Source organism: Dyella sp. 333MFSha (assembly GCF_900102405.1).
GTDB lineage: Bacteria > Pseudomonadota > Gammaproteobacteria > Xanthomonadales > Rhodanobacteraceae > Luteibacter > Luteibacter mycovicinus.
On record NZ_FNBR01000005.1, the window covers coordinates 14,071 to 37,512 of the forward strand.

General features: G+C 64.2%; 21 protein-coding genes. 11 read left to right on the plus strand and 10 right to left on the minus strand.

Annotation, left to right across the window (positions count from 1 at the left end):
• Positions 1-65 precede the first annotated feature (65 nt).
• From BLT40_RS16470 to BLT40_RS16505, 8 genes are all read left to right on the plus strand, one after another.
• Positions 66-1,748, plus strand: coding sequence for a type IV secretory system conjugative DNA transfer family protein (locus tag BLT40_RS16470; RefSeq protein WP_036114784.1), 1,683 nt, complete (start codon positions 66-68; stop codon positions 1,746-1,748).
• Positions 1,749-1,798: 50 nt separating this feature from the next.
• Positions 1,799-2,335, plus strand: a complete 537-nt coding sequence (locus BLT40_RS16475; protein ID WP_090354995.1) for a hypothetical protein — start codon at positions 1,799-1,801, stop codon at positions 2,333-2,335.
• A gap of 43 nt (positions 2,336-2,378) precedes the next feature.
• A complete protein-coding gene (locus BLT40_RS20735; RefSeq protein ID WP_090354997.1) occupies positions 2,379-3,938 on the plus strand; it encodes a peptidoglycan-binding protein in 1,560 nt (519 codons plus the stop codon).
• Positions 3,939-4,230: 292 nt separating this feature from the next.
• Positions 4,231-4,989: a PAS domain-containing protein gene (locus BLT40_RS16485; RefSeq protein WP_079520902.1), complete on the plus strand. Its 759-nt coding sequence runs from the start codon at positions 4,231-4,233 to the stop codon at positions 4,987-4,989.
• The gene (locus BLT40_RS16490) at positions 4,986-5,933 is read left to right on the plus strand and encodes a hypothetical protein (protein ID WP_090354999.1); all 948 of its coding nucleotides are present in this window, start codon (positions 4,986-4,988) and stop codon (positions 5,931-5,933) included. The genes BLT40_RS16485 and BLT40_RS16490 overlap by 4 nt, the downstream gene beginning before the upstream one ends.
• A complete protein-coding gene (locus tag BLT40_RS16495; protein WP_036114803.1) occupies positions 5,930-6,490 on the plus strand; it encodes a GTP-binding protein in 561 nt (186 codons plus the stop codon). Before BLT40_RS16490 ends, BLT40_RS16495 begins: the two co-directional genes overlap by 4 nt.
• Positions 6,487-6,909 (plus strand): roadblock/LC7 domain-containing protein, encoded by a 423-nt coding sequence (locus BLT40_RS16500; protein WP_036114805.1) that lies wholly within the window; start codon positions 6,487-6,489, stop codon positions 6,907-6,909. Before BLT40_RS16495 ends, BLT40_RS16500 begins: the two co-directional genes overlap by 4 nt.
• 37 nt (positions 6,910-6,946) lie before the next feature.
• Positions 6,947-7,312, plus strand: a complete 366-nt coding sequence (locus BLT40_RS16505) for a hypothetical protein (RefSeq protein WP_079520899.1) — start codon at positions 6,947-6,949, stop codon at positions 7,310-7,312.
• A 54-nt stretch (positions 7,313-7,366) separates the two neighbouring features.
• Here the strand turns inward: BLT40_RS16505 and BLT40_RS16510 are convergent, their stop codons facing one another.
• The 4 genes from BLT40_RS16510 to BLT40_RS16525 all read right to left on the minus strand — a co-directional run bounded on the left by BLT40_RS16510 (position 7,367) and on the right by BLT40_RS16525 (position 10,914).
• Positions 7,367-9,256: a peptidoglycan-binding domain-containing protein gene (locus BLT40_RS16510; RefSeq protein ID WP_090355001.1), complete on the minus strand. Its 1,890-nt coding sequence runs from the start codon at positions 9,254-9,256 to the stop codon at positions 7,367-7,369.
• Between the two features lie 27 nt (positions 9,257-9,283).
• Positions 9,284-9,979: a lysozyme inhibitor LprI family protein gene (locus BLT40_RS16515; RefSeq protein ID WP_176809203.1), complete on the minus strand. Its 696-nt coding sequence runs from the start codon at positions 9,977-9,979 to the stop codon at positions 9,284-9,286.
• 198 nt (positions 9,980-10,177) lie between these two features.
• Positions 10,178-10,504, minus strand: a complete 327-nt coding sequence (locus BLT40_RS16520) for a nucleotidyltransferase family protein (RefSeq protein ID WP_079520896.1) — start codon at positions 10,502-10,504, stop codon at positions 10,178-10,180.
• The gene (locus tag BLT40_RS16525) at positions 10,501-10,914 is read right to left on the minus strand and encodes a nucleotidyltransferase substrate binding protein (protein WP_090355005.1); all 414 of its coding nucleotides are present in this window, start codon (positions 10,912-10,914) and stop codon (positions 10,501-10,503) included. Before BLT40_RS16525 ends, BLT40_RS16520 begins: the two co-directional genes overlap by 4 nt.
• A 168-nt stretch (positions 10,915-11,082) precedes the next feature.
• Between BLT40_RS16525 and mutS the strand changes: the two genes are divergently transcribed.
• Positions 11,083-13,668 carry a DNA mismatch repair protein MutS gene (gene mutS, locus BLT40_RS16530; RefSeq protein ID WP_043693013.1) on the plus strand — a complete coding sequence of 862 codons (2,586 nt, stop codon included), beginning with the start codon at positions 11,083-11,085 and terminating at the stop codon, positions 13,666-13,668.
• Positions 13,669-13,850: 182 nt separating this feature from the next.
• Here the strand turns inward: mutS and BLT40_RS16535 are convergent, their stop codons facing one another.
• The 5 genes from BLT40_RS16535 to htpX all read right to left on the minus strand — a co-directional run bounded on the left by BLT40_RS16535 (position 13,851) and on the right by htpX (position 20,359).
• The gene (locus BLT40_RS16535; RefSeq protein ID WP_143025904.1) at positions 13,851-15,686 is read right to left on the minus strand and encodes a hypothetical protein; all 1,836 of its coding nucleotides are present in this window, start codon (positions 15,684-15,686) and stop codon (positions 13,851-13,853) included.
• 380 nt (positions 15,687-16,066) lie between these two features.
• Positions 16,067-16,465, minus strand: a complete 399-nt coding sequence (locus BLT40_RS16540; RefSeq protein WP_036114816.1) for an RNA-binding S4 domain-containing protein — start codon at positions 16,463-16,465, stop codon at positions 16,067-16,069.
• A gap of 39 nt (positions 16,466-16,504) precedes the next feature.
• A complete protein-coding gene (locus BLT40_RS16545) occupies positions 16,505-17,410 on the minus strand; it encodes an AEC family transporter (RefSeq protein ID WP_176809204.1) in 906 nt (301 codons plus the stop codon).
• A gap of 124 nt (positions 17,411-17,534) precedes the next feature.
• The gene (gene htpG / locus BLT40_RS16550) at positions 17,535-19,403 is read right to left on the minus strand and encodes a molecular chaperone HtpG (RefSeq protein ID WP_255364046.1); all 1,869 of its coding nucleotides are present in this window, start codon (positions 19,401-19,403) and stop codon (positions 17,535-17,537) included.
• A gap of 65 nt (positions 19,404-19,468) precedes the next feature.
• A complete protein-coding gene (gene htpX, locus BLT40_RS16555; RefSeq protein WP_090355010.1) occupies positions 19,469-20,359 on the minus strand; it encodes a protease HtpX in 891 nt (296 codons plus the stop codon).
• A gap of 192 nt (positions 20,360-20,551) precedes the next feature.
• Here htpX and gluQRS point away from each other — a divergent pair, with 192 nt between their 5' ends.
• Together gluQRS and phbB are read left to right on the plus strand one after the other, a co-directional pair.
• The gene (gluQRS, locus tag BLT40_RS16560; protein WP_090355012.1) at positions 20,552-21,439 is read left to right on the plus strand and encodes a tRNA glutamyl-Q(34) synthetase GluQRS; all 888 of its coding nucleotides are present in this window, start codon (positions 20,552-20,554) and stop codon (positions 21,437-21,439) included.
• Positions 21,440-21,496: 57 nt separating this feature from the next.
• Entirely contained in the window at positions 21,497-22,237 is a 741-nt protein-coding gene (gene phbB, locus BLT40_RS16565; protein ID WP_036118085.1) for an acetoacetyl-CoA reductase, read from the plus strand.
• 3 nt (positions 22,238-22,240) lie between these two features.
• On the opposite strand, the gene BLT40_RS16570 is transcribed toward phbB, so the two are convergent.
• The gene (locus BLT40_RS16570) at positions 22,241-23,347 is read right to left on the minus strand and encodes a catalase family protein (RefSeq protein WP_090355014.1); all 1,107 of its coding nucleotides are present in this window, start codon (positions 23,345-23,347) and stop codon (positions 22,241-22,243) included.
• Between the last annotated feature and the right edge of the window lie 95 nt (positions 23,348-23,442).

The following is a 23,442-nucleotide window of genomic DNA, read 5'->3' on the forward strand; positions in this document are numbered from 1 at the left end:
CAAAAACCAATCGCAACGTTACACTTCCGCCCGCAATCCAACCGTGCCAGGAAGGTAGATAGAGCATGAGTAAGACCAGGGGATATTGGGCCGCCGGCCTGTTCGTCATCGCGCTCCTCGCAGGTGAGGTGCTCTCGGGGTACCTGACCCTGCTGTTTCTCGGCCTTGGGCAGATTCCGCTGAGGTTCGCCACCTACTACGAATACGTCCGGGCACTGGGCCTGCCGCAGGTCGCGCCCTATGCGTGGAAGATCAAGACCGCAGGTGGCCTGGGCTTCGGCCTGCCGCTGATCCTGTGGTTCGTGGCGCTTTATTTCCTCATGAAGAAGAAGCAGCAAGCCATGCACGGCGACGCACGCTTCGCCCATGCGTCGGACCTGCGCAAGCAAAAGATGCTCTCCCCCGCGGACAACGGCATTCTCGTCGGCAAGTTCAAGGGAGACCTCGTCCGCCTGCCGGGGCAGCAGTTCGTCATCCTCGCCGCCCCGACCCGTTCGGGCAAGGGCGTGGGCGTGGTCATCCCCAACCTGCTCGACTACCAGGAATCCATCGTGGTCCTGGACATCAAGCAGGAAAACTTCGACCTGACCAGCGGATGGCGTAAATCCCAGGGACAGGAAATCTACCTGTTCAACCCGTTTGCGGAAGACCGTCGCACGCACCGCTGGAATCCTTTGAGTTATGTCTCAAAGGACCCCGCCTTCCGCGTGTCCGATCTGATGAGCATCGCCACGATGCTGTACCCGGACGGCTCCGATGACCAGAAGTTCTGGGTCAGTCAGGCGCGTAACGCCTTCATGGCCTTCTCGCTTTACCTCTGCGAGAAGTGGGAGTTCGACGAGAAGAACAACCTGCCCTTGATGCTGCGCAGCAAGCCCACGCTCGGCATGATCTATCGCCTGTCGTCGGGCGACGGTACCGACCTGCGGGAGCTGTACACCACTCTGTCGAAGCAGCCGTTCCTGAGTTCGAATGCCCAGTCGGCCTTCGCCAACATGCTTTCGCAGGCGGCCGAAACGTTCGCCTCGATCCTCGGTACCTTCAAGGAGCCGCTGAACGCCTGGATCAACCCGGTGCTGGACGCGGCCACCAGCGAAGACGACTTCCTGCTGACCGATGTCCGCAAGAAGAAGATGACGATCTATATCGGCATCCAGCCCAACAAGCTGTCCGAAAGCCGACTGATCGTAAACCTGTTCTTCAGCCAGCTGATCAACCTCAACACGAAGGAACTGCCACAGAACAACAAGGAGCTGAAGCATCAGTGCCTGTTGCTCATGGACGAGTTCACTTCTATCGGCAAGGTCGAAATCATCGCCTCGGCCGTTTCGTACATGGCCGGCTATAACATCCGTCTGCTACCGATCATCCAGAGCATGGCGCAGCTGGACGCGACCTACGGCAAGGACGTCTCACGCACGGTCATCACCAACCATGCCTTGCAGATCGTCTTCGCCCCGCGCGAGCAGCAGGACGCCAACGACTACTCCGACATGCTGGGCTACACCACGGTGCGTCGCGAGAACATCACCAAGAGCAAGAAGGGTGACGTCTCGACCAGCCATACCGAAGAGAAGCGCGCGCTCATGCTGCCGCAGGAACTCAAGGCGATGGGCACGGACAAGGAAGTATTCCTCTACGAAGGCATTCCGCATCCGGTCCTCTGCGAGAAGATCCGTTACTACGAAGACAAGTACTTCACCTCGCGGCTGATGGAAAAAGCCAAGGTCGAGCCACTTAACATCTGAGGTCGGCGCGAACTTCCCGCCACCACGTCATCCAGGAGTCGAGTTCCACCATGAAGACCTATGCAAACGCGTTTCTGCTCGCCGCCGCACTCATCGCCCCCGCTATCGGCGCTGCCGCGCCCGCGCCGACGATGTGCGCCAAGGGCGACAAACCGGTGTTTTCGTGCCCGCTTGCCGGAGGCGGCAAGACGGTCTCCATGTGCGCGGCGGGCGACGTTACGCACGGCAGCGGCCATTTCTACTACGCCTACGGACGCGATGCGGCAAAGCCGGAGCTCACCTATCCCGCTGCCAATGCTCCGGCCGAATTCACGCGTACTCACCTCGGCTTCGGTGGTAATACCGGCGGTTATGCGTATTCGTTCACCAACGCTGGGTTCAAATACCTCGTTTATTCGGTTTCAGGCTCGAACAACCTGCAAGAGGGCGGGTTGGTGGTACTCAAGGACGGCCAGGACAAACCGGTGAAACAGAGCGCTTGCCAGGCGGGCAAGGTCACCGACACGGATGACGATGCACTGATCGACGCGACGCTCAAGCTCAAGAGCGATCCGGCGATCGAGAAGAACGGCGTCCCGGGGCAATAAGCCGCGGACGACCTTCCCTTTTAAGTCAACCAGGAGTTACACCATGTCCGCGAAAGAAAACGCCGACTATCTGATGGACGCCGCCACGAAGGCGGGCATTAACGACCCCAGGGAACTGGCCAATTTCATGGGCCAGATGCAGGTGGAGTGCGGAGGCTACTCGAGCATGAACGAAGGCCTGGGGTACTCCGGCAGTCGCCTGCTCGAAGTCTTCCCGGGCCGCAACGGGATGAACACACTCGCCGAAGCCAACAAGGTCGCCGCGGGTGGTCAGGAAGCGATCGCCAACGAAATCTACGGCGGTGCCTGGGGCAAGAAGAACCTCGGGAACACCGAGCCGGGCGACGGCTGGAAATTCCACGGTCGCGGCTATGTGCAGCTGACCGGCCGTGCCAACTACGAAGCCGTCGGCAAGGAGCTGGGACTCGATCTGGTCAACCATCCCGAGCTGGCCGCCGATCGCGACGTCGCCGCAAAGATCGCCATCCACTACTGGAAGGATCGCGTCCAGCCCCACGGTCATCAGACCGATGTCACCGGTGCCTGCAAGGACATCAATGGCGGCCACAACGGCCTTGCCGAGCGTAAGAACGCCGCTCAGGCGTGGGAAGGCGCGCTCGACAAGGGATACAAGCCCGGCGGTCCGGATCCGATCCCGCTGGCCGGTGGCGGCGGCCACCGGATGAGCAAAGAGAAAGCCGAGCACGTCCAGACCCTCCTCAACGCCCATGGCTACACCGACACCAACGGCAAGCCACTGGTCGTGGACGGCCACGCCGGCAAGGAAACCAAGCTCGCCATCGAGCGGTTCCAGACAGACCATCATCTCAAGGCCGACGGCATCGTCGGACCGGCCACGCTGAAGGCGCTCGAACAGAACCCGCAGCATGACAAGGCGCAGCCCGCCGCAACGCCGGCAGCACCGGCACCGGCACCGGCAACACCCTCCGCAACACACTCGCCGACGGCAGCTTCGCTGCGCGAAGGCGCCACGGGCGCGTCGGTCGAAGCGTTGCAAGCCCACCTGCGCGATCAGGGCCTCTCCGGCTCGAACGGTCGCCCGCTTGCCGCCGACGGACACTTCGGCACGCAGACCAAGGAAGCGCTGCAGTCTTTCCAGCGTGCGCATGGCCTCGAGGCCGACGGCATAGCAGGCCCGAAGACCTTCCAGGCGATCGATAGCGCGCAACGCCAGGCGGGCGTACCGTCACTCGCCGACGCAAGCCATCCCGCCAACGGTATGTTCCGTCAGGCGCTCGACCGTGTGCAGGGGCTCGATGCACAGCATGGCCGCGAGCCCGGCCCGCACACCACCAACATCGCGGGCTCGCTCACGTCGGCGGCGACCGTCGCCGGGATGAGGAGCATCGATCAGGTCGTGCTCAACCAGGACGCAACCAAGGTGTACGCCATGCAGGGCGCCGAAAACTCGCCCTTCAAGCAGCATGCGGAGGTCGATGTGATGAAAGCGGCGAACACACCCCTCGCGCAAAGCAGTGCCGAGGCATTCGTTGCCAGCGACCTGGCGCGCCAGCAGCCTCAGCCTTCGCAGACGATTACGCAGAGCCAGGAAGCCGTGCAGAGCGCGCCCTCCCGGACATGACGGGGCGGCAGCGGCGAGGGACGGCTTTCAATAAGCGGATGCCGTTCACAGCAGGTCGTCCGTGCGTACCTCACAATGCACATAAATGGCACGACTGGGTTGACCAGTCGTGCCAGCTGGTCGCGCATAGCGAACAAAACCAGACGCCCCCTCCGGGGGCGTCTTCACATGTGCGGCCTAAAGCCGAGCCGAAGTCGGCCGTCAATGAGCACTGCATCACACTTAAGTAGTAAAATTCGGCAAAATCACCTAAATCGATCCAATCGCACGCCGGACAGGGGTTACGCGACTCATGGACTATCTGGAAGCAGAAAACGCGCTTCTTCGTGAGGGAATACGAGCCACCCGGCTCGGCCTCTGCATCACCGACGCATCGGGTCGGGTCGTACAGACCGCCGGTGATTTCGCTGATCGGCTGGGTATCCAAGAGAAGGACCTGCTCGGCGCGGAGCTGCGCCTTCGCATGCCGGCCACCCTCATGCTGCCCCAGGCTGCCCCCTTGCTGGACATCGACAGTGCGGAGCTGAGCACCGAAGGCCAGCTTCGCCGCGATGGCGCGATTGAGAAATTTCTTCTTTTCCAGGCACGTACCGTCACTCAGCGGGGCGAGCGCTTCCGCGTCATCAGCGTCATGGATGTCAGTCTTTTCGGCGTCAGCCGCGGGCGTCTCAGCGATCTGCAGAGCACGCTCGAGGCGATCGGTGCGGGCGTCATCATGGTCGACGCACAGGCGGTCGATCAGCCCATCGCTTTCGTCAACCGTCGCTTCGAACAGCTGACCGGCTACACAGCCGCGGAGTGCATCGGGCGCAACTGCCGCTTCCTGCAGGGTCCGGATTCGGATCCCCAGGCGATTTCGGCGCTGCGTCGTGCGATCGCACTCAAGCAGGCCACCCAGGTCGTGGTCCGCAATTACCGCAAGAATGGCGAAGCGTTCGACAACGAGCTTTACGTCTCGCCGGTGTCGGACGATCACAACGAGGTGCGCTGGCTCGTGGGAATCGTCCGCGAGCGTCGCGACCGCACTCTGGTCGGGACGGGGGCCGCATGAGCAAGGCCGCCCTCGCCATCGCCTTTGGCCCCATGCCGCTGAGCGACGCCATGTTGCTACGTGCCGGGCTCCGTCTGGCGGGCATCACGTGGCACACCGCGCCACGTGAGAAATGCGACGTGTTCTTCGCGGTAAGCCTGGGCGACCTCCCCCCCGCCGTCCGTGGCGGCCCGCGCTGTGTCATCGCGGGTCCGCGTCGCGCCTCGTCGGTTCCCGCCATCTTTCTGGATCGCTGGCCCAACATCAGCCAGATGTCCGATGTGATGTCGCTGCTACGCGCGCCCACGCGCGAGCTGCCCGCCGCCGCGAATTCGCCCCACATGACCGCGGCCCTCCCACCCAGCCCGCTCGACCGCTGGCTGGACGAAGTGGCGCGCGCGGAAACCCGCGATCGCATGATCCACGTGTCAACGGCATCGGGCCCGACCGCGCTGCTCGACCCGGCCAATCGCTGCGCCTGGCTGGCGCCGTCGGCCGTAGGTCGCCTCGCCGAAGTACTTGGCGAGGGTCAGGTGATGCTGTCCAGCGTGCCACGCGGCATTCCGCCGTCGACGGCCGTACGCTCATCGCTCGCGCACGTGTTGTGGGCGCTGGCGCTGACCGGCAACTGGCAACCCGACGCGCTGGGCATCCCCGGCGACCGCCGCCTCAAGCTGCGTCGCTGGCCGGACTTCGGTTCGCTCGAGCGACGCGACACCTTTCTTCATGTAGCGTCCCGCCTGACCCGTCAGCCGACCTCGCTGCATGCCCTGCTCACGACCTTTTCGAAAGATCGCGACGATCTCCTCGTTTTCCTCGCCGGCTGCCGACTGTGCGGATGGCTGGAGGTCACCGCCGACATCGACGACACACCACCCCCGGTCGTCGCTGCCGCACCGAGCCGCCTGTATGCGGCGGTCGGTGCGATCCGCCGCGCCCTGGGCATGAAGGAAGCGAGCCGATGAGCAAGGATTACAAGCTCGTCTTCATCGGTCCCATGGGGGCTGGCAAGACGACCGCGATTACCGCGATCAGCAGCAAGCCACCGGTCGTCACCGAGGTGCGCAATACGGACCGGGAGGCGCACGCCAAGGCGTCGACCACGGTCGCTCTGGACTACGGCGAAGTGGTGATCGAAGGCGGCGGTCTGTTGCGCCTCTATGGCGTGCCCGGACAGACCCGCTTCTCCTTCATGTGGCCCATGGTCGGCAAGGGCGCGCTGGGGGCGGTCCTGCTGGCCGACGCCGCAGCGCCCGACGCACTGGCCGCCCTCGACCCGTTCCTTGAGGCTTTCGGGCACCTGCTGCGCGATCAGCGAGCCGTGCTCGGTGTGGGTCGTGGTGACGTGCCCGGTGCCGTCCCGACGGACGACTTCATCGAACATCTCGCCTCCCGCGGTTACACCACCCCGGTTTTTTCCGTAGACGTGCGCCAGCGCGCAGACGTCCACCTGCTTCTCGACGTACTGTTCGTGCAGTTGGAAGGCCGCACGGACGGCGCTGCCCTGGAACTCGCCCCATGAACACCTCATTTGCTGCGCCGATGTCTTCGTTGTCCCGCACTCAGCGTTTCGTGCTCGAGCAGTTCCTGTCGGGGATGATCGAACGGATCAATGGGGCCGAAGGGGCGATGCTGGCCACGGCTGACGGGTTTCCATCGGCCTTCTCGGGTGCGCTGGACGAGACCATGCAGAACCGTGTCGCGGCCGTGATGAGCTCGCTTTGCGCGCTGGGTGAAGCGGCCGGCGCGCAGATCGATGCGGGCGGGCTGGAAATCATCAGCCTCCAGTTCAGCGACCGGCAGATGCAGGTCGTTTCCATCCGTGGCGAACGAAGCGACTACGTACTCGCACTCGTCGCCCGCGCGGACGTGCTCCTGGGCAGCAGCCTGTGGGCTATCCGCGAATGCGCCACCCAGATCCGCGAATCGCTCCGGCCCTGACCGGAACAACCTACGAACACAAACAAGGGGAAACACCATGGCTACTCTGCAAGAATCGCTCGCCGAACTGATGACCACCGATGGCGCCGTCTGCGCCGCGCTGGTCGACTCCAACAGCGGCATGTGCCTCGGCACCGCCGGCAACACCGGCACCTTCGACCTCGACATCGCTGCCGCCGGTAACACCGAAGTGGTCCGCGCGAAGATGAAGACGATGGCGTCGCTGGGCATCAAGGAAGCGATCGAAGACATGCTGATCACGCTGGAAAAGCAGTACCACGTGATCAATCCGGTCGCGAAGTACCCGGGCCTGTTCCTGTACGTGGTGCTCGACCGCGCCAAGTCGAACCTGGCGCTGGCGCGTCGCCGTACGGCTGACGTGTCGGCGGCTGTCGCGATCTGATCGAATCCACTCGGATCGATGAAAAAACGGCCGCCCAAGGGCGGCCGTTTTTTGTCAGCGCTGCGGACCGGAAGGTGCCGCGGGCTGATTTTGCTGCTGGGCCTGCTGCTGGGCCTGCCCTTGCTGCGACTGACCCTGCTGTTGGCCCTGTTGAGCCTGCTGGGCGGCCTGCTGATGCGGTTGCTGCCACTCCGCACTGCTCTGTGCCAGCGGCTTGGCCACCGCCTGCGCGACGTCTACCTCGGCAATTTTCTTGAACGGCGAATTCAGCTCACCCTGCACCGCATAAGCACGCTTGGCGTCATCGCTGAGCACCACATGGTCGATACGGGTAAGGCCTTGCTCGTGCGCCTTGTTTGCGAGTGAACCGGCGATGTTTCCACTCAGCGCATCCGGCACTCGTCCCTGCTGCGAATCGACCGTGTGCACGCCTTCCAGTGCCTGCTTGTACATCGTGTTGCCGGGATGCCTCGCATCCGCCAGGCCGGGGGCCGCAGGATGCTGCGCGGTCTTCAACGCATCCATCGTCTTCGAGCCGGCGATGCCATCGTCGGTCAATTGATGGTCGCGCTGGAACGACTGCAGCGCGTGCCTTGTGTTGCCACCAAAATCGCCGTCCGGATGCAACGCCTTTCCGTTCGCGCCTTTGTAACCGAGCGTCGCCAGCTGGGTCTGCAGAGCCTGTACCTCGGGCGCGTGATCGTGCTCTCGAAGCGTACCCGCACGCTGAACGTGGTCACCTGTCGCCTGTGCCGGGGTGGCATGCGCGGCAGGAGCATGCGCAGCGGGAGCCGGGGTAGCATGCGCCGCCGGCTGGCTACGCACGTTGCCGGCATGCGTGACATGCAACAGCCGCTCGTCGGCACCGTTGCGATGCACGTTCACGTCGAGCGACTTGTCGGCGTTGACGTGCGTGGAGATGTCGCGGGTGTTGAGCGTGTTCCACTGACCGTTGACCAGGGCCTGGGCATGGCCGGAGCGGTCCCATGTTACGAGGTCATGGCCTTCGGCGACAAAGCCGCGGTGGTTGTTGGTGTTGGCGTAGGAGCCGCCATTGCCCAGCGCCTGCACCATGCCACGCGCATGCCCCGGATCCGTGAACGCGTCGCGGATCGCCGCGTACTCGTGCGGCAGGTTGGGATGCGTCGGGTCGTTGCCCAGCTGTGTCGGGTTGACCGTCGGGTTGGCGACCACGTTATCCCAGGCGGGACGCAACGGATGAGTCGCACCGGTGGCGCGCATATCGTTGAAGAGCGCCGTGCCTGCAAGCGCATGATCGCGACCGTCACGCACGTAGTCGGCATAACGGTCGATGGAACGACTGACGTCATCGACGCTGTGGTGCTGGTTGTGCTGCAGCTGGTCGACCAGGCGGCCACCGTAGACTTCGCTCTGGTTGTAGAGCTTGGCGGTCATGGTGATCAGCTTGGCCTGATCCTGCTCGGACGCATGCTGGTAAAGCGAGGTCTGCTGTAGCGGTCCGATGGCCCGGGTCATCAGCCGGTCCACCTGCGCCGTATCGCGCTTGTGGACGAAGTTGACGCCGGCATCGCTGGCCATGAACGAGTCGAGATGCGACTTCACCGTGGCGTCCATCGGACGACCGTGCTGGGCCGTGATTTCGTGGCCGTTGCGTCCCAGATCGGCGATCGTCTGTGTGCGCTGTGCGGCATTGAGCGTCCAGTCCGGATGCTCGGTACGCGCCCACGTCTGGTACGCATCGGTGAGCTGGGTGGCCACTTCCGGATGCTGACCCAGATCGGTCTGCAGCGTGCCGATGGAGAAGCCGCTGTTACCGATGGGGTGCATCACGGGGTTGCCGTGGGCATCATTGCGGACATTGCCCGCGAAACTCAGCTTATAGGCGACATCGCCGCCTTCGGAACTCACACCAATGGCGAAGTACGACAACGCCCTGGCTTCGTTATCAGTCAATCCTGGCATTTTCTAACTCCTGGTTAATGGTCGGTCTTACTGGCCGTCCTTGCACGGCTTGTCGAGTGGCGCCCTGCCACCCTTCGGCACGCGATCCAGCGTGACGTATTTCGAAAACGTGCCTTCGCTTGCGGGGCCGTCCACCTGGAACCATGCCAGGCGCTTGCCTTCGGGTGCGACATAGGCGGCCACATCGCTGAAGGCCGGGCAGACAGGGTAACCTCCGCGCTCGGCGTCTTCCGCGCAGAATCGGAGGTACAGCTTGCCCTGGCGCCATTCGCCCTTGAACTTCCCCTGGTTGCCGGAAACGCGCGTGCCATCCGACCAAGTGCCCTCAGCGGCTGTCGCCGACGATGCCGTGACGCCCAGCTGGGCCGAGTGTCCGAGGTTGCAGTCGCTGCGGTAACCCCAGTCACCGGTGATGGACGTACCGGCGGCAGACGAGGCCGTTGCCGAACTGGCGGGTGTGGCTTGTTTCAGTCGCGAGGTGAGCTCGTCAGCACGGAAGCTGGTCTGCGTCGTCGTGCATTCGTTCTTGACCGCCGTGCCTGCGGGGACGCCGCACGACTGATCGCGGCCGGCGATCCACTGGCGCTCTTCAGCGCGCAGGGCCTGACGACCCGCGTCGTCCAGCGACTGGGACAGCGCCTTGTAAGCCGTGTTGAGCCGCGCGTCCTGGGCGTCATACGCCTGCGCCGCGGCATCCTGAGGTGCCGGTGCTGCGCCAGCCATCTGGCAAGACGCCAGGGCCACCGCAGCCGCCAAACCGATGTGGACGCAACGCGCCCGGGTCATATCCTTCCGCCTGCCAAGCATTGTAGCTCCTGTCGTCGGGTCACCCTGCTTCCCCGCGCGGGAGGGTAGCAGCAGATCGCAAAAAATTCGTGCATTGGGTCGCGTTGCGGAGCGGCGGTGCCTGGCGCAGGCTCCCTATGCGCCTGCCGGTTGCACTAACACCCTTCTCTGCTTGATAGCCTCGCGGAACGAGTGCGTAGTCACAGCCCAGTCGACGACATCCACTTTCCAAGGCAGGTCCGACTCGGAAAATCGATCTGCCAGTTCCGCCCTTACGTCCAGCGACAGCGGCTCCTGGGTAACGACCGCCAGATCCAGATCGGAATATGTCTTTGCTGTACGTTTTGCCCGCGAACCGAAAGCCCAGACTTCGTACTGAGGGACACAGGTGTGGAGAATCTCCCGGACGATAGCCCAGTGCTCGGGGCGGATATCGATATCGGGGATGCCTCCGCCAGTCATGCCTGGGCTTCTTGCAGTTGCCGTAGCAGGTGGGCGGCTTCTTCCAGGAAATCGGGAATACCGGAGACGACCTGTAACGCCACGTCTTCCGAATACGTATGGCTCGTACGTGCACGCATATCCCGATACTTACGCCAGGCAGGCCAGTCACTACGCAGCAAACCGCGCTCATTACCCGTACGAATCTGGTCCTGAAAACTCATGGCATCCAGTTCGACCGGGTTCGCCGAGGTCATCTCCAGGAATCGCTTGAGCATCTTGTGGCTGATTTCATACGTGAACTCGAAGCGCTGGATCAGACCATCACGGATCTGCGTATCGGTAATGTCCTGATGATAGCGAACCCAGCCTTCCCGCAGGCGAGCCACCGCCCGCTCCAACGGCGTCAGGTCCAATGCTTCGGTAGTCATTCCTGCCATCCTCCATCAGCTTACGATCACTCGCCTCATAGTGTCAGGCATCCGTCACCAGATGTCATAGGTTGACGCCTCTTCTGAAGGAACCGCGCGGCAGCGGTATCATGCACGGCCAGCGCGCCGTCACAGGCGCCCTGCCCCATCGCAACCCCTCGGAAAATCATGGCTTTACCAGACGACGACCGCTCGGCCGCCGGGCATACGCCCTTCATGCGCCAGTACCTCGGGGCGAAGGCGGAGTATCCGGACATCCTGCTGTTCTTCCGGATGGGCGACTTCTACGAGCTGTTCTACGACGACGCCCGCAAGGCGGCGCGGCTGCTCGATATCACCCTGACGCAGCGCGGCCAGTCGGCGGGCGCCCCCATTCCGATGGCCGGCGTGCCCTATCACGCGGTCGAGAATTACCTGGCGCGCCTGGTCAGGCTGGGTGAGTCCGTGGCGCTGTGCGAACAGATCGGCGATCCGGCCACCTCCAAGGGGCCCGTGAAGCGCGAGGTCGTCCGCATCGTCACCCCGGGTACCGTGACCGATGCGGCGTTGATGGAAGAGCGCCGCGACAATCTGCTGCTGTCCATCGCCGCTGGCCAGACAGGCTATGGCCTGGCATGGGTCGACCTGTCGACCGGGCGTTTTCTGCTGACCGAAGTAGGCAGCGCCGAAGGTCTTGCCGCCGAACTCGCACGCCTGCAGCCGGCCGAAACGCTGGTCGGTGAGGACGTCGCATGGCCGAAGCTGGTCTCCTCGCTGCCGGGCCTGCGCAAGCGGCAGCCGTGGCATTTCGACGGGGATGCCGCCACGCGTGAGCTCTGCCGCTTCTTCAGAACGCGCGACCTGCGTGGCTTCGGTGTCGACGGTATGCCGCTTGCCGTTGCCGCCGCGGGTTGTCTGCTTGGCTACGTCGAAGAAACCCAGAAGGCCGCCCTGCCCCATCTCACCGGCATGGCCGTGGAGAACGCGGGCGAGACGATCGCGATGGACGCCGCCACGCGCCGTAACCTGGAAATCGACACGCACCAGAGCGGCCGCGTCGAGAACACGCTGCTCGGCGTGCTCGACGAGACGGTGACGCCGATGGGTGCGCGTCTGCTGCGTCGCTGGCTCAATCGTCCGCTGCGCGATCGCACCGTCCTGCGCGGACGCCATCAGGCGATCGGTAGCCTGATCGATACGCGCCGTCATGCGACGCTGCGCGAACGCCTTCGCGGCATCGGCGACCTCGAGCGCATCCTGGCGCGCGTGGCACTGCGCTCCGCGCGTCCGCGCGATCTGTCCACCTTACGCGACGGCCTGGCTGCCGCGCCGGCATTGCGCGAAGACATCGCCGGCCTGGACAGCCCCTTGCTGCACAGTCTGGTTGAGCGTATCGGCGACCACGCGGACACCGCCGCCCTGCTCGCCCGTGCAGTGATCGCGCAACCGCCGGTGCTTCTGCGCGACGGCGGCGTGCTCGCCGAAGGCTATGACGACGAGCTCGACGAACTGCGCCAGCTGTCCACCAATGCCGACCAGTTCCTCGTCGATATGGAGGAGCGCGAAAAGGCGGCCAGCGGCATCGCCACGCTGAAGGTCGGCTACAACCGCGTACACGGCTATTACATCGAAATCTCCAAGGCGCAGTCCGAGAAGGCGCCACAGCACTACACGCGGCGGCAGACGACAAAGAACGCCGAGCGCTACATCACCGAAGAACTGAAGCAGTTCGAAGACAAGGTGCTGTCGGCAAAGGAACGGTCGCTGATGCGCGAGCGAGCCCTGTACGAACTGCTGCTCGACAAGCTCACCGAACGCCTGCCGGAACTGAAGATCGCCGCCTCGGCGATGGCTGAACTGGACGTACTGGCGGACCTCGCCGATCGTGCGGAGACGCTCGACTGGGCCGCGCCCGAACTCACCGACGTGCCCGGCATCCGCATCGACCGCGGCCGCCATCCCGTCGTGGAGAAGGTGCGCGACGAGCCTTTCGAGCCGAATGACCTCGCACTGGACAGCGATCGTCGCATGCTCGTGATCACCGGTCCGAACATGGGCGGTAAGTCGACCTACATGCGCCAGAACGCGTTGATCGTCCTGCTCGCGCACGTCGGCAGTTACGTGCCCGCGTCGGGCGCGACGATCGGACCGATCGATCGCATCTTTACCCGTATCGGCGCGGGTGACGACCTGTCGCGAGGCCAGTCGACCTTCATGGTCGAGATGAGCGAGACCGCGAACATCCTGCATAACGCGACCGAGTGCAGCCTCGTACTGATGGACGAAGTGGGTCGCGGTACCAGCACGTACGACGGCTTGTCGCTCGCGCGCGCTGCAGCGGTGCATCTTGCGGCGACGAGTTGTGCGTACACGCTGTTCGCCACGCACTACTTCGAGCTCACGGAACTGGCCGGCGATTACCGCACGATCGCCAACGTGCATCTCGACGCGGTCGAATACGGCGAGCAGCTGGTCTTCATGCACACGGTGAAAGATGGCCCGGCCAATCGAAGTTTCGGATTGCAGGTGGCCGCGCTGGCAGGTTTGCCCAAGGCCGTGATCGCGGACGCGCGTCGCTACCTGGCCGCGCTCGAGCAGGGCCACGAGGTCACGGCGGCCGTCGCGACGCCGCCTGCCGCGGCGCCGCAGATGGGGTTGTTCGCGCCTCCGTTGCCATCGCCGGTCGAGGAGGCACTGCGGGCGGTCGATCCGGATGACCTCACACCCAGGGAGGCGCTGGACCAGCTTTACAGGCTGCGGAAAATGCTGCGCTGAACCATTGAAGCACCCTATGGGATCGATCTGAACAATCGAATTCCACTGAGCGACGTCTGTTCTTATAGTGGGATCGTTCCATTTCACGGAGTCTTACGACTCTCCATCTTCGGCTCCGTGACGCCCCCCGCTCCCATCCCGAGTCAGCAGCCCGGGGTTGGAATTCGGGGGGCGGTTTTTATCTACCTGCCTTTCAGAGCGTAGCGCGTCGCCCAACCGGACTCGAACGTACCTGGCTTCTGAGGCAGGGCGCTAACGCCGGCACCGAGCGTCAGCCTGGCAGGCTTCGCCGCGCGGAGCAGGTCAGCCAGCGATGGAGCAAGCAAACCGCTTCGCTGCCATTCCGCAACGTGCTCAGCCGTGGCGGGGATACGCAACAGGTTGAACGACTTCAGGGCGCAGGTCGCCATGTCGCCATCGGACTGCCTGCATGCGTCGTGATCGATGACGACACTGGCGCCGTCCACGACAAAGCCATCGACATAAACCACATCGCCCTTGCCGACCCGGAACGACGCAAACGGATGCAACAGCTGCGTCGTGACCAGCAACCCGCTGACTTGCTTGTCGCGCAGCACGGTCTGGTATCCCCCTGCGGTCACCTGCTTCGAATAGCTTCGGGTGCCGACGTCGAAGCCGGCGCATCCGCCCGTCGTGGCATCCATGAGGGCGCAATAGGTGCCGGTATAACTACCGTTTTGATACGTGGCGCTCTGCCACACCTGGGTTTTGTAGTACTCGGTATCCTGCGTGGACACAAACGATGCCGTGCCCAACGGCGACTTCGCCGAGGCAGCCTTCCCCGACATGTCCGGCATGGGCGAACGGCGAAACTCTGCGCTGGTGCCTTTCAGGTCATAGGTGCCGGGATCCACGATAAAGAGGCCATACTCCGAGTTGCCGCTGCCGCCCGGGTATCTGTACGCAAACCCATGTAAGCCCTGCTCGATCATGCTCGACATGGAGCCCGTACGCAGTACATCGGCCGGATCATCCGTACGACGCCACTCAGTCGTAGCCGTGAGGTCGATCCAGTAATTGACCAGTTGTTCCTCCCTGAGCTTGTCGACTCCCATGGCCTGGTATTTCTTGGATACGAACAGGGATGGCACAGCGACAAACGCCTTGCCGGCATGGATCGCACGCACGAACAGCGCTTCGATACCATCGTTTCGGCGTTTCAGGTCATCCGTGCGTTTCGCCATCGCAGGATCTTCGGCCTGCTTGAACGGGTTTCGGAACCGCGAGGCACTCCCAGTGCGGCTGGGTGATGACGGGGCGGCGCCAGCCACTGCGGCTGCCACCATGGCGCAAGCCGCAGTGCGAAGCACGTCGCGCGACCCTTGCTGCTTCGAGAACGTACGAAGCACGAGAGATGCCGCCCCCATGTCGCCATCGAACTCCACTCGCACGGGAAACGGCCTGACATCGGGCACATCCATGATCGTCGAGCGAACGTAGGCGGCACTAGTGAGCGCAATGTCCATGGCGCCCTTCTTGCCGCGATACTCCTCCCGAACCATGCGCGCGTCCGGGGTCTTGGCGAGGAACGCCTTGAGACGAGCCAGAGCTTGCCGCGCGTCTTCTCCGGACGAGGTCAATGTCCACGTACCGAAGACGGAACGGGTTCCACCGACCACATCGGTTTCGTCTGTGAAGTTCGCCTCGCAGAGGCGTGTGGAATCCTCTGGGGAAAGGGGGTTGGGTAACGCGCCCGATCCACTTTGTAGCGCCGGTGCGCCGGAAATGCCTGCAGCCGCGACGGACGGCTGTGATCCGCCGGACTTTACTCGCGCAAGAATGCCGCACATCGACGCGCGCATGTCCTTTTCACTGGCCCCCATCCCGGCGGGCAGACTGGCCTTCAGTACGAGTTGCCCGTTGTCATCAGCTGAAAACTCGACAGGAAATCCTCGCGCATTGGCCTGCGCCTTGTTAATGAGAGCAAGCGTGGCAGTCGATCCGGTCAGCGTGTCCTGGCCGACTTCAAAGTCCTCGCCCGGTGCGATGGCCTTCATCTGCGCGACTGCGCCCTGCGCCGTGACGCCAGGAGCGATCGAATGTGCCTCGAAAACCTTCCCGGAAAACAGACTTCCGGAGGACTTGAACGTGGACTCACACGTGTCCGCAGCCCGAACGGCAGGACAGAGTGACAGAAAAACTAGCGCCGCCACGCCCGATAGGCACGTTGAAGCGATGGATCGAGGGGATCGCTCGCGTAGACCGTAAAACATCATGCTGTCCTTGTTCCCTGAAAATGATCCTGCCAGCCGGCATCCGCCGATTGGACACTGAAAGGGTCACGGGAACAAGCGGCGCCGATCCCAGAGGTCAGTCAAGGCTCATCGAAGTTTTTTCCGCCGCCCTATCACCCTGCCATGACCGATGGGAACGGTTTTTACAGGGTTTTCTTCAGGTCCTGGATCAGGCGCCGTGCGTGCTTGTCAGGGCGCGAGTCCGGGCGCAGCAACGCACCGCCGGTGAGGCGGCGATCCTCGCGCTGACGTTCGCGTTCGGCAACGCTTTCGTCGGTTTCCGTATAGAGCTTGCGCGCCTCTGGTGCGGGTCCGCGTTTGCCCGACAACGCGGCGACGATGCAGGTCAGGCGTTCTTCCCCGCGGGTGATCTTGAACGTGTCGCCGACGGCCACTAGCTTGGCGGGCTTGCAGGTGCCCTCGTTGAGCTCAACCTTCCCGCCTTCAATCGCCTGCTTGGCCAGGCTGCGCGTCTTGAAAAAACGCGCGGCCCACAGCCACACATCGGCACGCACACCTGCGGAACTGGTCTGATCGGTCATGCGAAGAGTGTGCGGACGCCCCGCCCGAAATCCAAGCGGTCAGCCGGCGGGGAGAAACAGGTTGCCCAGCGGAATGGTCACGAGTGACAGCAGAATGCCTGCGCCCAGGACGGTATTCGCCAGACGCGGCTCCAGTCCGTGCTGGTCGGCGAGAATCGCCGCCGAAATCATCGGAGCCATGGCTGCCTGCAGCACGCCCACGGTGAGTATCAGACCGCTTACGCCGACGGCGAGGCCGATACCCAGGACGATTAACGGCGCCAGCAGCAGCTTCCAGCCGAGGCTGGCGGCGAGAGGCCCGGCCTCCTCCCTTCGCAGGTGCAGCTTGAACTGCAGGCCGACGGAGAAAAGCGCCAGCGGCGTCAGGGTCTGACCGACTTGCAGAAGAACCTTCTCGATCGCCGACGGCCAGCCCCCAGACACGCTCACGACGATACCCACGAGCAAGGCCAGAAAGGCCGGAAAAGTCAGTACCCGCCGGACGATGGTCGGAACACTCGCACCCTTGCCGGAGTAGATCGACGCGACCACGATGCCGCCCGCCGCCAGCAAGGGGAAGCAGCCCAACTGATCGGCGATGACCGCGATCGACAGACCCGGCTTACCGTGCAGGGCTTCCATCAACGGATAGCCCATGAACGAGGTGTTGCCCAGGCCGCTCACCAGCGTGAGGCAGCCGATGCGCTGCGCCGACCAGCCCAGGACCCGGCCAAGCAGCGCGAAAAGCGCCCATGCACCGAAGAAGGTGACGTACATCCCGACCACCGGGAACCACAGGTGCGCATCGACCGTCACATGCGGCACCAGCGCGAGAACCAGCGCTGGCAGCGCGACGTTCAGCACCCACCAGTTGATACCGGGAACCATCCCCTCGGGCAGGCTGGCGTAACGCCGGCAAAGGATGCCGAGCGCCAGACAGACGAAGAGGATGAGCAAGGCTGACATGGGGCGAACGATAGCAGCCCACCCCGTCAGATGTAGGAGCGCCTCGCGCGCGACACGTCTCACCATCGGCACGTGGTCGCCAGGTGTGTCGCGCGCAGGCGCGCTCCTACATTTTTCGGCGCGTTTAGCCCAGCAGCACCCGGTTCATCCGCTGCACGAAGGCGGCGGGGTCGGACAGCTGCGCACCGGCGGTGATCTCGGCCTGCTCGAGCAGCAACCCGGCGAGATCGGCCGCCCTGGTGTCATCGGCTTCCGCGGCGAGACGCTTCACCAGCGGATGCTCGGGGTTGAGCTCGAGCACCGGCTTGGATTCCGGTACGTCCTGCCCTGCTTCGCGAAGCAGACGAGCCAGATGCGGGGCGAGGTCGAAGTCGGCGAGCGCGAGGCACGACGGCGAATCGGTAAGACGAGCGGACACACGCACATCACCGACGCGGTCGCCGAGCAGCGCCCTGGCGCGATCGATCAGCGGCGCGGCGGCTTCGCTGGCGGCTTCCTGCTTGGCCTTGTCGGCTTCGTCCAGCGGGAACTCGCCCTTGGCCACGTTACGCAGGCGCTTGCCGTCGTACTCGGTGAGGTAGCCGAGCATCCATTCGTCGACGCGGTCGAACATCAGCAGGACTTCGATGTCCTTCGACTTCAGCGCTTCCAGCTGCGGGCTGCCGGCGGCGGCCGCGTAGCTATCGGCAGTGACGTACCAGATGGTGTCCTGACCGACAGCGGCACGGTTGATGTACTCATCGAACGACACCGTCTTGGCCGAGCCCTCGCCCTTGGTGGACGCAAAGCGCAGCAGCTTGGCGATGCGGTCGCGGTTGGCGGTGTCTTCGACGATGCCTTCCTTGAGCGTGTTGCCGAAGCCGGCGAGGAACGTGGCGAACTTCTCCGGCTCGTCGCGCGAGATCTTTTCGAGCAGGTCGAGTACGCGCTTGGTGCAGGCCGCCTTGATGCGCTCCAGCTGACGGTTCTGCTGCAGGATCTCGCGGCTGACGTTCAGTGGCAGATCGTCGGCGTCGACCACGCCGCGCACGAAGCGCAGGTAGTTGGGCAGGAGTTCTTTCGCGGCGTCCATGATGAAGACGCGCTTGATGTACAGCTTGAGGCCTTTGGGCTCTTCGCGGCTGCCACCGCCCATCAGGTCGAACGGCGGCTGTTCCGGCACGTACAGCAGCGTGGTGAAGCTCTGGCTGCCCTCGACGCGGTTATGCGTCCAGGCCAGCGCGTCGTTGAAGTCGTGGCCCAGCGCCTTGTAGAAGTTCTGGTATTCCTCGTCCGTGATCTCGCTCTTCGAACGCGACCACAGCGCGGACGCCGAGTTGATCGTGGTCCACTCGGTCGGATCCGGCTTGCCGTCCCTCTCGACGGGCATCTTGATCGGGAACGCCACGTGGTCGGAATACTTGGTGACCAGCGAGCGCAGCTGCCAGGCCTTCAGGAATTCGTCTTCGTCGGCCTTGAGGTGCAGCACGACGGTGGTGCCGCGCTCGGTGACGTTGGTGTCCTCGAGCACGTACTCGCCCTTGCCGTCACTCTCCCAGCGCACGCCTTCCACGTCCGGGGCGCCGGCACGGCGGGTGATCACGGTGACCTTGTCGGCGACGACGAAGGCGGAGTAGAAGCCCACACCGAACTGGCCGATCAGACGCGCGTCGGCCTTCTGCTCGCCGGACATGGCTTCGAGGTAGCGACGGGTGCCGGAGCTGGCGATGGTGCCGATATTGGCGACCACTTCGTCCTTGCTCATGCCGACGCCGTTGTCGCGGATGCTGATCGTCCGCGCATCCGGATCCCAGGTGATCTGGATGCGCAGGTCGGCATCGTCGGCGGTCAGCTCGGGATGCGACACCGCCTCGAAACGCAGCTTGTCGCAGGCGTCCGAGGCGTTGGAGATCAGCTCGCGCAGGAAGATTTCCTTGTGCGAGTAAAGGGAGTGGGTGACCAGATGCAGGACCTGGGCGACCTCGGCTTCGAACTTACGGGTTTCCTGGCTCACGATGCCGTTCCTTCATGGGATGGACTGGCAGCGGATTATGGGGGCGGCTCCGTGAGGAAAAAAGGTTAGGCCGCCTTCTGAAGCGCCGCGATCCGCTCCTCGATCGGCGGGTGGCTCATGAACAGCCGCTTGAAGCCCGAGGCCAGGTGGCCGGAGATGCCGAAGGCCTGGATCGTCTGCGGCAGGGAGGTATCGCCATGGTTGCCCGACAGGCGCTGCAAGGCCGAAACCATCGACGCGCGCCCCGCCAGGCTGGCGCCAGCGGCGTCGGCGCGGAATTCGCGCCAGCGGGAGAACCACATGACGATCATCGAGGCGAACAGGCCGAAGACGATCTGCAGCACCATGACCACGACGAAATACCCGATGCCGCCCTCCCCGTCGCGCTCGCGGCCGCCGCTCATCCAGCTGTCGACCACGCGGCCGACGATCCGGGCCAGCACGATCACGAGCGTATTCAGGACGCCCTGGATCAGGGTGAGGGTAACCATGTCACCGTTGGCGACGTGCCCGATCTCGTGGCCGAGCACGGCGGAGACCTGCTCGCGGTCCATCTGCTGGAGCAGACCGCTGCTGACCGCCACCAGGGCGTTGTTGCGGCTCATGCCCGTGGCGAAGGCGTTCATCTCCGGGGCGTCGTAGACCGCCACCTCCGGCATGCCGATACCGGCTTTCTCGGCGTGACGGCGGACGGTCTCGACGAGCCAGCGCTCGGTCTCGTTGGCTGGCTGCGTGATCACCCTGGCACCGGTGCTCATCTTCGCCGTCCACTTGGAGATGGCCAGCGAAATGAAGGCGCCGCCCATGCCGAAGACGGAGGCGAAGACGATCAGGCCGCCGATACCCATGCCGCGCTGCGCGGCCAACTGGTCGATACCCAGCACATGGGTCACGCACATCAGCAGAAGGATGACGGCGAGGTTGGTGGCAACGAAAAGAGCGATGCGTTTGAACATGGGTTTCTCTCTTATGACGGCTGGCTGTATGGCGCCGCCCTGGCGAAGTTTTCGGGGCAGACGCTGAACGATTCAATGCCCGCGTGCGCCGCGTTCAGCCGGGCCGCGCCCCGACGCGGGTCCGTCGGCGGCGTCATCGCCTACACTGAGTCATCCGCGTCCCGCACGCCTTGAGAAACTGCTCAACTTTTCGTGTCATCGAACCCTCCACGCTACCGGGGACGCTTCGCTCCCTCTCCCACCGGCGCCCTGCATTTCGGCTCGCTGGTGGCAGCCGTGGGTAGCTGGCTGATGGCGCGGCGCGCGGGTGGTGACTGGCTGGTGCGCTTGGAGGACATCGATCCGCCACGCGAGGTTCCCGGATCGGCCAGGTCGATCCTCGCCACGCTGGAGGCGTTCGGCCTGATCGCCGACGAAGCCCCGGCGTACCAGTCGCGCCGGAACGACTTCTATGAGTCCGCCTTCGCACGCCTGCAGGCGGCCGATCGGGTCTTCCCCTGCTGGTGCAGCCGTGCCGACCTGGCCACCCACGGAGGCATTCATCGGGACGGACGTTGCATCGCGCCACCGGACCGGGCGCGCCCGCCCGCATGGCGCCTGCGCACGCCCGACCGGACCGTCACGTGGCACGACGAACTCCAGGGACCTCAGCGCGAAAACCTCCGGGAAACGGCGGGCGACTTCGTGGTCCGCCGTGTGGAGGGGCTCTGGTCATATCAGCTGGCCTGCGTCGTGGACGACGGCGACCAGGGCATCACCCAGGTCGTGCGTGGCGCCGATCTGCTCGACTCGACGGCCCGGCAGATTCATCTCCAGGGCCTGCTGGGCCTGCCCACACCGGCTTATCTGCATTTGCCCCTGGTGCTCGACGCGGAAGGCCGCAAACTGTCGAAGTCGGCTGCGTCCCTTCCGGTCGATGCCGGAGATCCGTTGCCCGCCCTCCGCAGCGCCCTGGCGTGGCTGGGCGTGGACATCCGCTCCGCAGCGACCCGTCCGGAGCGGATCCTGCGCGATGCGCTCGATGGATTTTCGCCTGCGTCGCTTCGCCGCAGTAGTCTTACCCCCGCCCCGACGCTATAAAAGTCGTTTGCCCGCAAAACGGGCCACCATCGAAACAGGTCAGAAATGAAGCAAGGGATCACGCAACGCACGGCCCTGGTCACCGGAGGCACCGGCGGCATCGGTACGGCGCTCGTGCGCTACCTTGCCCGCCAGGGTCATCGCGTGGCGACCAATTACCGCGACGAAGCCCGTGCCGCCGCCTGGCGCGAGGACATGATCCGCGACGGCATCGACGTGGTCATGGTGCCCGGGGACGTCTCCGAGCCGCACACCGCCGAAGCCATGGTCCGCGAGGTCGAGGCGCTGGCCGGTCCGGTCGAGATCCTGATCAACAATGCCGGCATTACCCGCGACACCACCTTCCACAAGATGGACTACCAGCAGTGGACCGAGGTGGTGAACACCAACCTCAATGCCTGCTTCAACGTCACCCGCCCGGTGATCGAAGGCATGCGCTCGCGTCAGTGGGGCCGTATCGTGCAGATCAGCTCGATCAACGGCCAGAAAGGCCAGTACGGCCAGGCCAACTACGCCGCGGCCAAGGCCGGCATGCACGGTTTCACCATCTCGCTGGCTCAGGAAAACGCGCGCTTCGGCATCACGGTCAACACGGTGTCGCCGGGCTACGTGGGCACCGACATGGTCATGGCCGTGCCGGAAGACATCCGCGCCAAGATCGTTGCGCAGATCCCCGTAGGACGGCTGGGCCGTCCCGAGGAGATCGCCCATGCCGTGGCGTTTCTCACCTCGGAAGAATCCGGCTGGATCACCGGATCCAATCTCGCGATCAACGGCGGCCACTACATGGGTTGGTAAGGCCTAGAGCCTGAGGTCGTCCAGCGAGTTCGGCTCACCGATCGTGCGGTGATTGTGGTGAGCGCGAAACTTCGCCATCACCATGTACGCCACGCGCCGCGCACGCATCACCGAACCGAGTGGGCGATGTGCGGCCACGCCGTGCCACGGACTGAAGGACAGGCCATCGTCGATCGCCTGCTGGCGCACTTCGTTCCATGCCTCCTGCGGCTGAAGCACGATGCGCGCCACGTCGATGTACGGGCTCTTTTCTTCCGACCAGGCCACCGAGGCGTCCTCGATCGGCATGCTCTCGGCATCGGTACAGAACTGGACGCGCAGATCCCACTCACCGCCTTCGCGGGCGAAGTGCTCGACCATCGCGTCACGCAGGCCGTTGGGCTTGCCGTTGACGTTGAGCTCCGCACCCGTGAGCGCGGTCAGGTTCGGTGAGTGCGGCGCGACCGACACCTTCACCACGTAGTCGCCGAAACGAATCGGCGCCTGGCTGTAGTAGGTGTCGCCCAGCGGGTGGGTTTCCGGCTGACCGCCCAGGGCAAGCAGCGTGGAACTCTTGCCGCCAAAGGCCTCGATCACGCGCTCGGTACCGCGCAACACGGCTGACAAGGCTTTTTTCGCGCCCTCGGCACGATCGGTCGTGGCAGCCACGAGCTTCAGCGTGCCGGCGAACTTCTTCGCGTTTGGCGCGGAGAACGCCGGGCCATTGACCATGACGAAGTCCTGCGTGGCGTCGCCGACACTGCCGGGAAGACGTTCGCCTTCGACACCCAGGATCTTGATCGCCATGCCGCGGGGCGTCGAAACGCTGTCGTCGAGGATGTCGCCCGGCACCGTGGAAAGGCGCATGACCAGCGGATACCGTCCGGGCTTCGAAAAAATGCCCTGCGCCAGTTCCACGGGGAGATCGTCCGGGACGATCAGCTCACCGGTGAGCAACCCATGGCTTTTCGCGTGCACCGAGCGGAAAGCGTGCTTCTTGTGCTCCAGCGTGGTCTGGTTGATCTTCGTCAGTGTCTCGACGAGCTGCTCCGCGGTCTCCGGCTCATCCGCCTCGATGTGCTCGAGCGATTCGTCGAAAAGGATCGGCGGCGGGGTCAACGAGAGGGGCATAGGGCGGCTTCCGGTCAGGTGGCGTCGGTGGATCGTGCCGCCGCCGCTGTGAACGTCCGGTCGGCACGAGGCACGCCACGTGAAGGCGCATCGCC

Bases quoted from the DNA above. Each gene is read 5' to 3' on its own strand.
- BLT40_RS16505 (WP_079520899.1), top strand. From the start codon at position 6,947: ATGGCTACTCTGCAAGAATCGCTCGCCGAACTGATGACCACCGATGGC.
- BLT40_RS16570 (WP_090355014.1), bottom strand. From the start codon at position 23,347: ATGCCCCTCTCGTTGACCCCGCCGCCGATCCTTTTCGACGAATCGCTC.
- BLT40_RS16485 (WP_079520902.1), top strand. From the start codon at position 4,231: ATGGACTATCTGGAAGCAGAAAACGCGCTTCTTCGTGAGGGAATACGA.
- BLT40_RS16520 (WP_079520896.1), bottom strand. From the start codon at position 10,504: ATGACTGGCGGAGGCATCCCCGATATCGATATCCGCCCCGAGCACTGG.
- mutS (WP_043693013.1), top strand. From the start codon at position 11,083: ATGGCTTTACCAGACGACGACCGCTCGGCCGCCGGGCATACGCCCTTC.
- BLT40_RS16495 (WP_036114803.1), top strand. From the start codon at position 5,930: ATGAGCAAGGATTACAAGCTCGTCTTCATCGGTCCCATGGGGGCTGGC.
- BLT40_RS16470 (WP_036114784.1), top strand. From the start codon at position 66: ATGAGTAAGACCAGGGGATATTGGGCCGCCGGCCTGTTCGTCATCGCG.
- BLT40_RS16540 (WP_036114816.1), bottom strand. From the start codon at position 16,465: ATGACCGATCAGACCAGTTCCGCAGGTGTGCGTGCCGATGTGTGGCTG.
- BLT40_RS16490 (WP_090354999.1), top strand. From the start codon at position 4,986: ATGAGCAAGGCCGCCCTCGCCATCGCCTTTGGCCCCATGCCGCTGAGC.
- BLT40_RS16545 (WP_176809204.1), bottom strand. From the start codon at position 17,410: ATGTCAGCCTTGCTCATCCTCTTCGTCTGTCTGGCGCTCGGCATCCTT.
- BLT40_RS16535 (WP_143025904.1), bottom strand. From the start codon at position 15,686: ATGAAGGCCATCGCACCGGGCGAGGACTTTGAAGTCGGCCAGGACACG.
- BLT40_RS16510 (WP_090355001.1), bottom strand. From the start codon at position 9,256: ATGCCAGGATTGACTGATAACGAAGCCAGGGCGTTGTCGTACTTCGCC.
- BLT40_RS16515 (WP_176809203.1), bottom strand. From the start codon at position 9,979: ATGGCTGGCGCAGCACCGGCACCTCAGGATGCCGCGGCGCAGGCGTAT.
- BLT40_RS16500 (WP_036114805.1), top strand. From the start codon at position 6,487: ATGAACACCTCATTTGCTGCGCCGATGTCTTCGTTGTCCCGCACTCAG.
- htpX (WP_090355010.1), bottom strand. From the start codon at position 20,359: ATGTTCAAACGCATCGCTCTTTTCGTTGCCACCAACCTCGCCGTCATC.
- BLT40_RS16475 (WP_090354995.1), top strand. From the start codon at position 1,799: ATGAAGACCTATGCAAACGCGTTTCTGCTCGCCGCCGCACTCATCGCC.
- BLT40_RS20735 (WP_090354997.1), top strand. From the start codon at position 2,379: ATGTCCGCGAAAGAAAACGCCGACTATCTGATGGACGCCGCCACGAAG.
- BLT40_RS16525 (WP_090355005.1), bottom strand. From the start codon at position 10,914: ATGACTACCGAAGCATTGGACCTGACGCCGTTGGAGCGGGCGGTGGCT.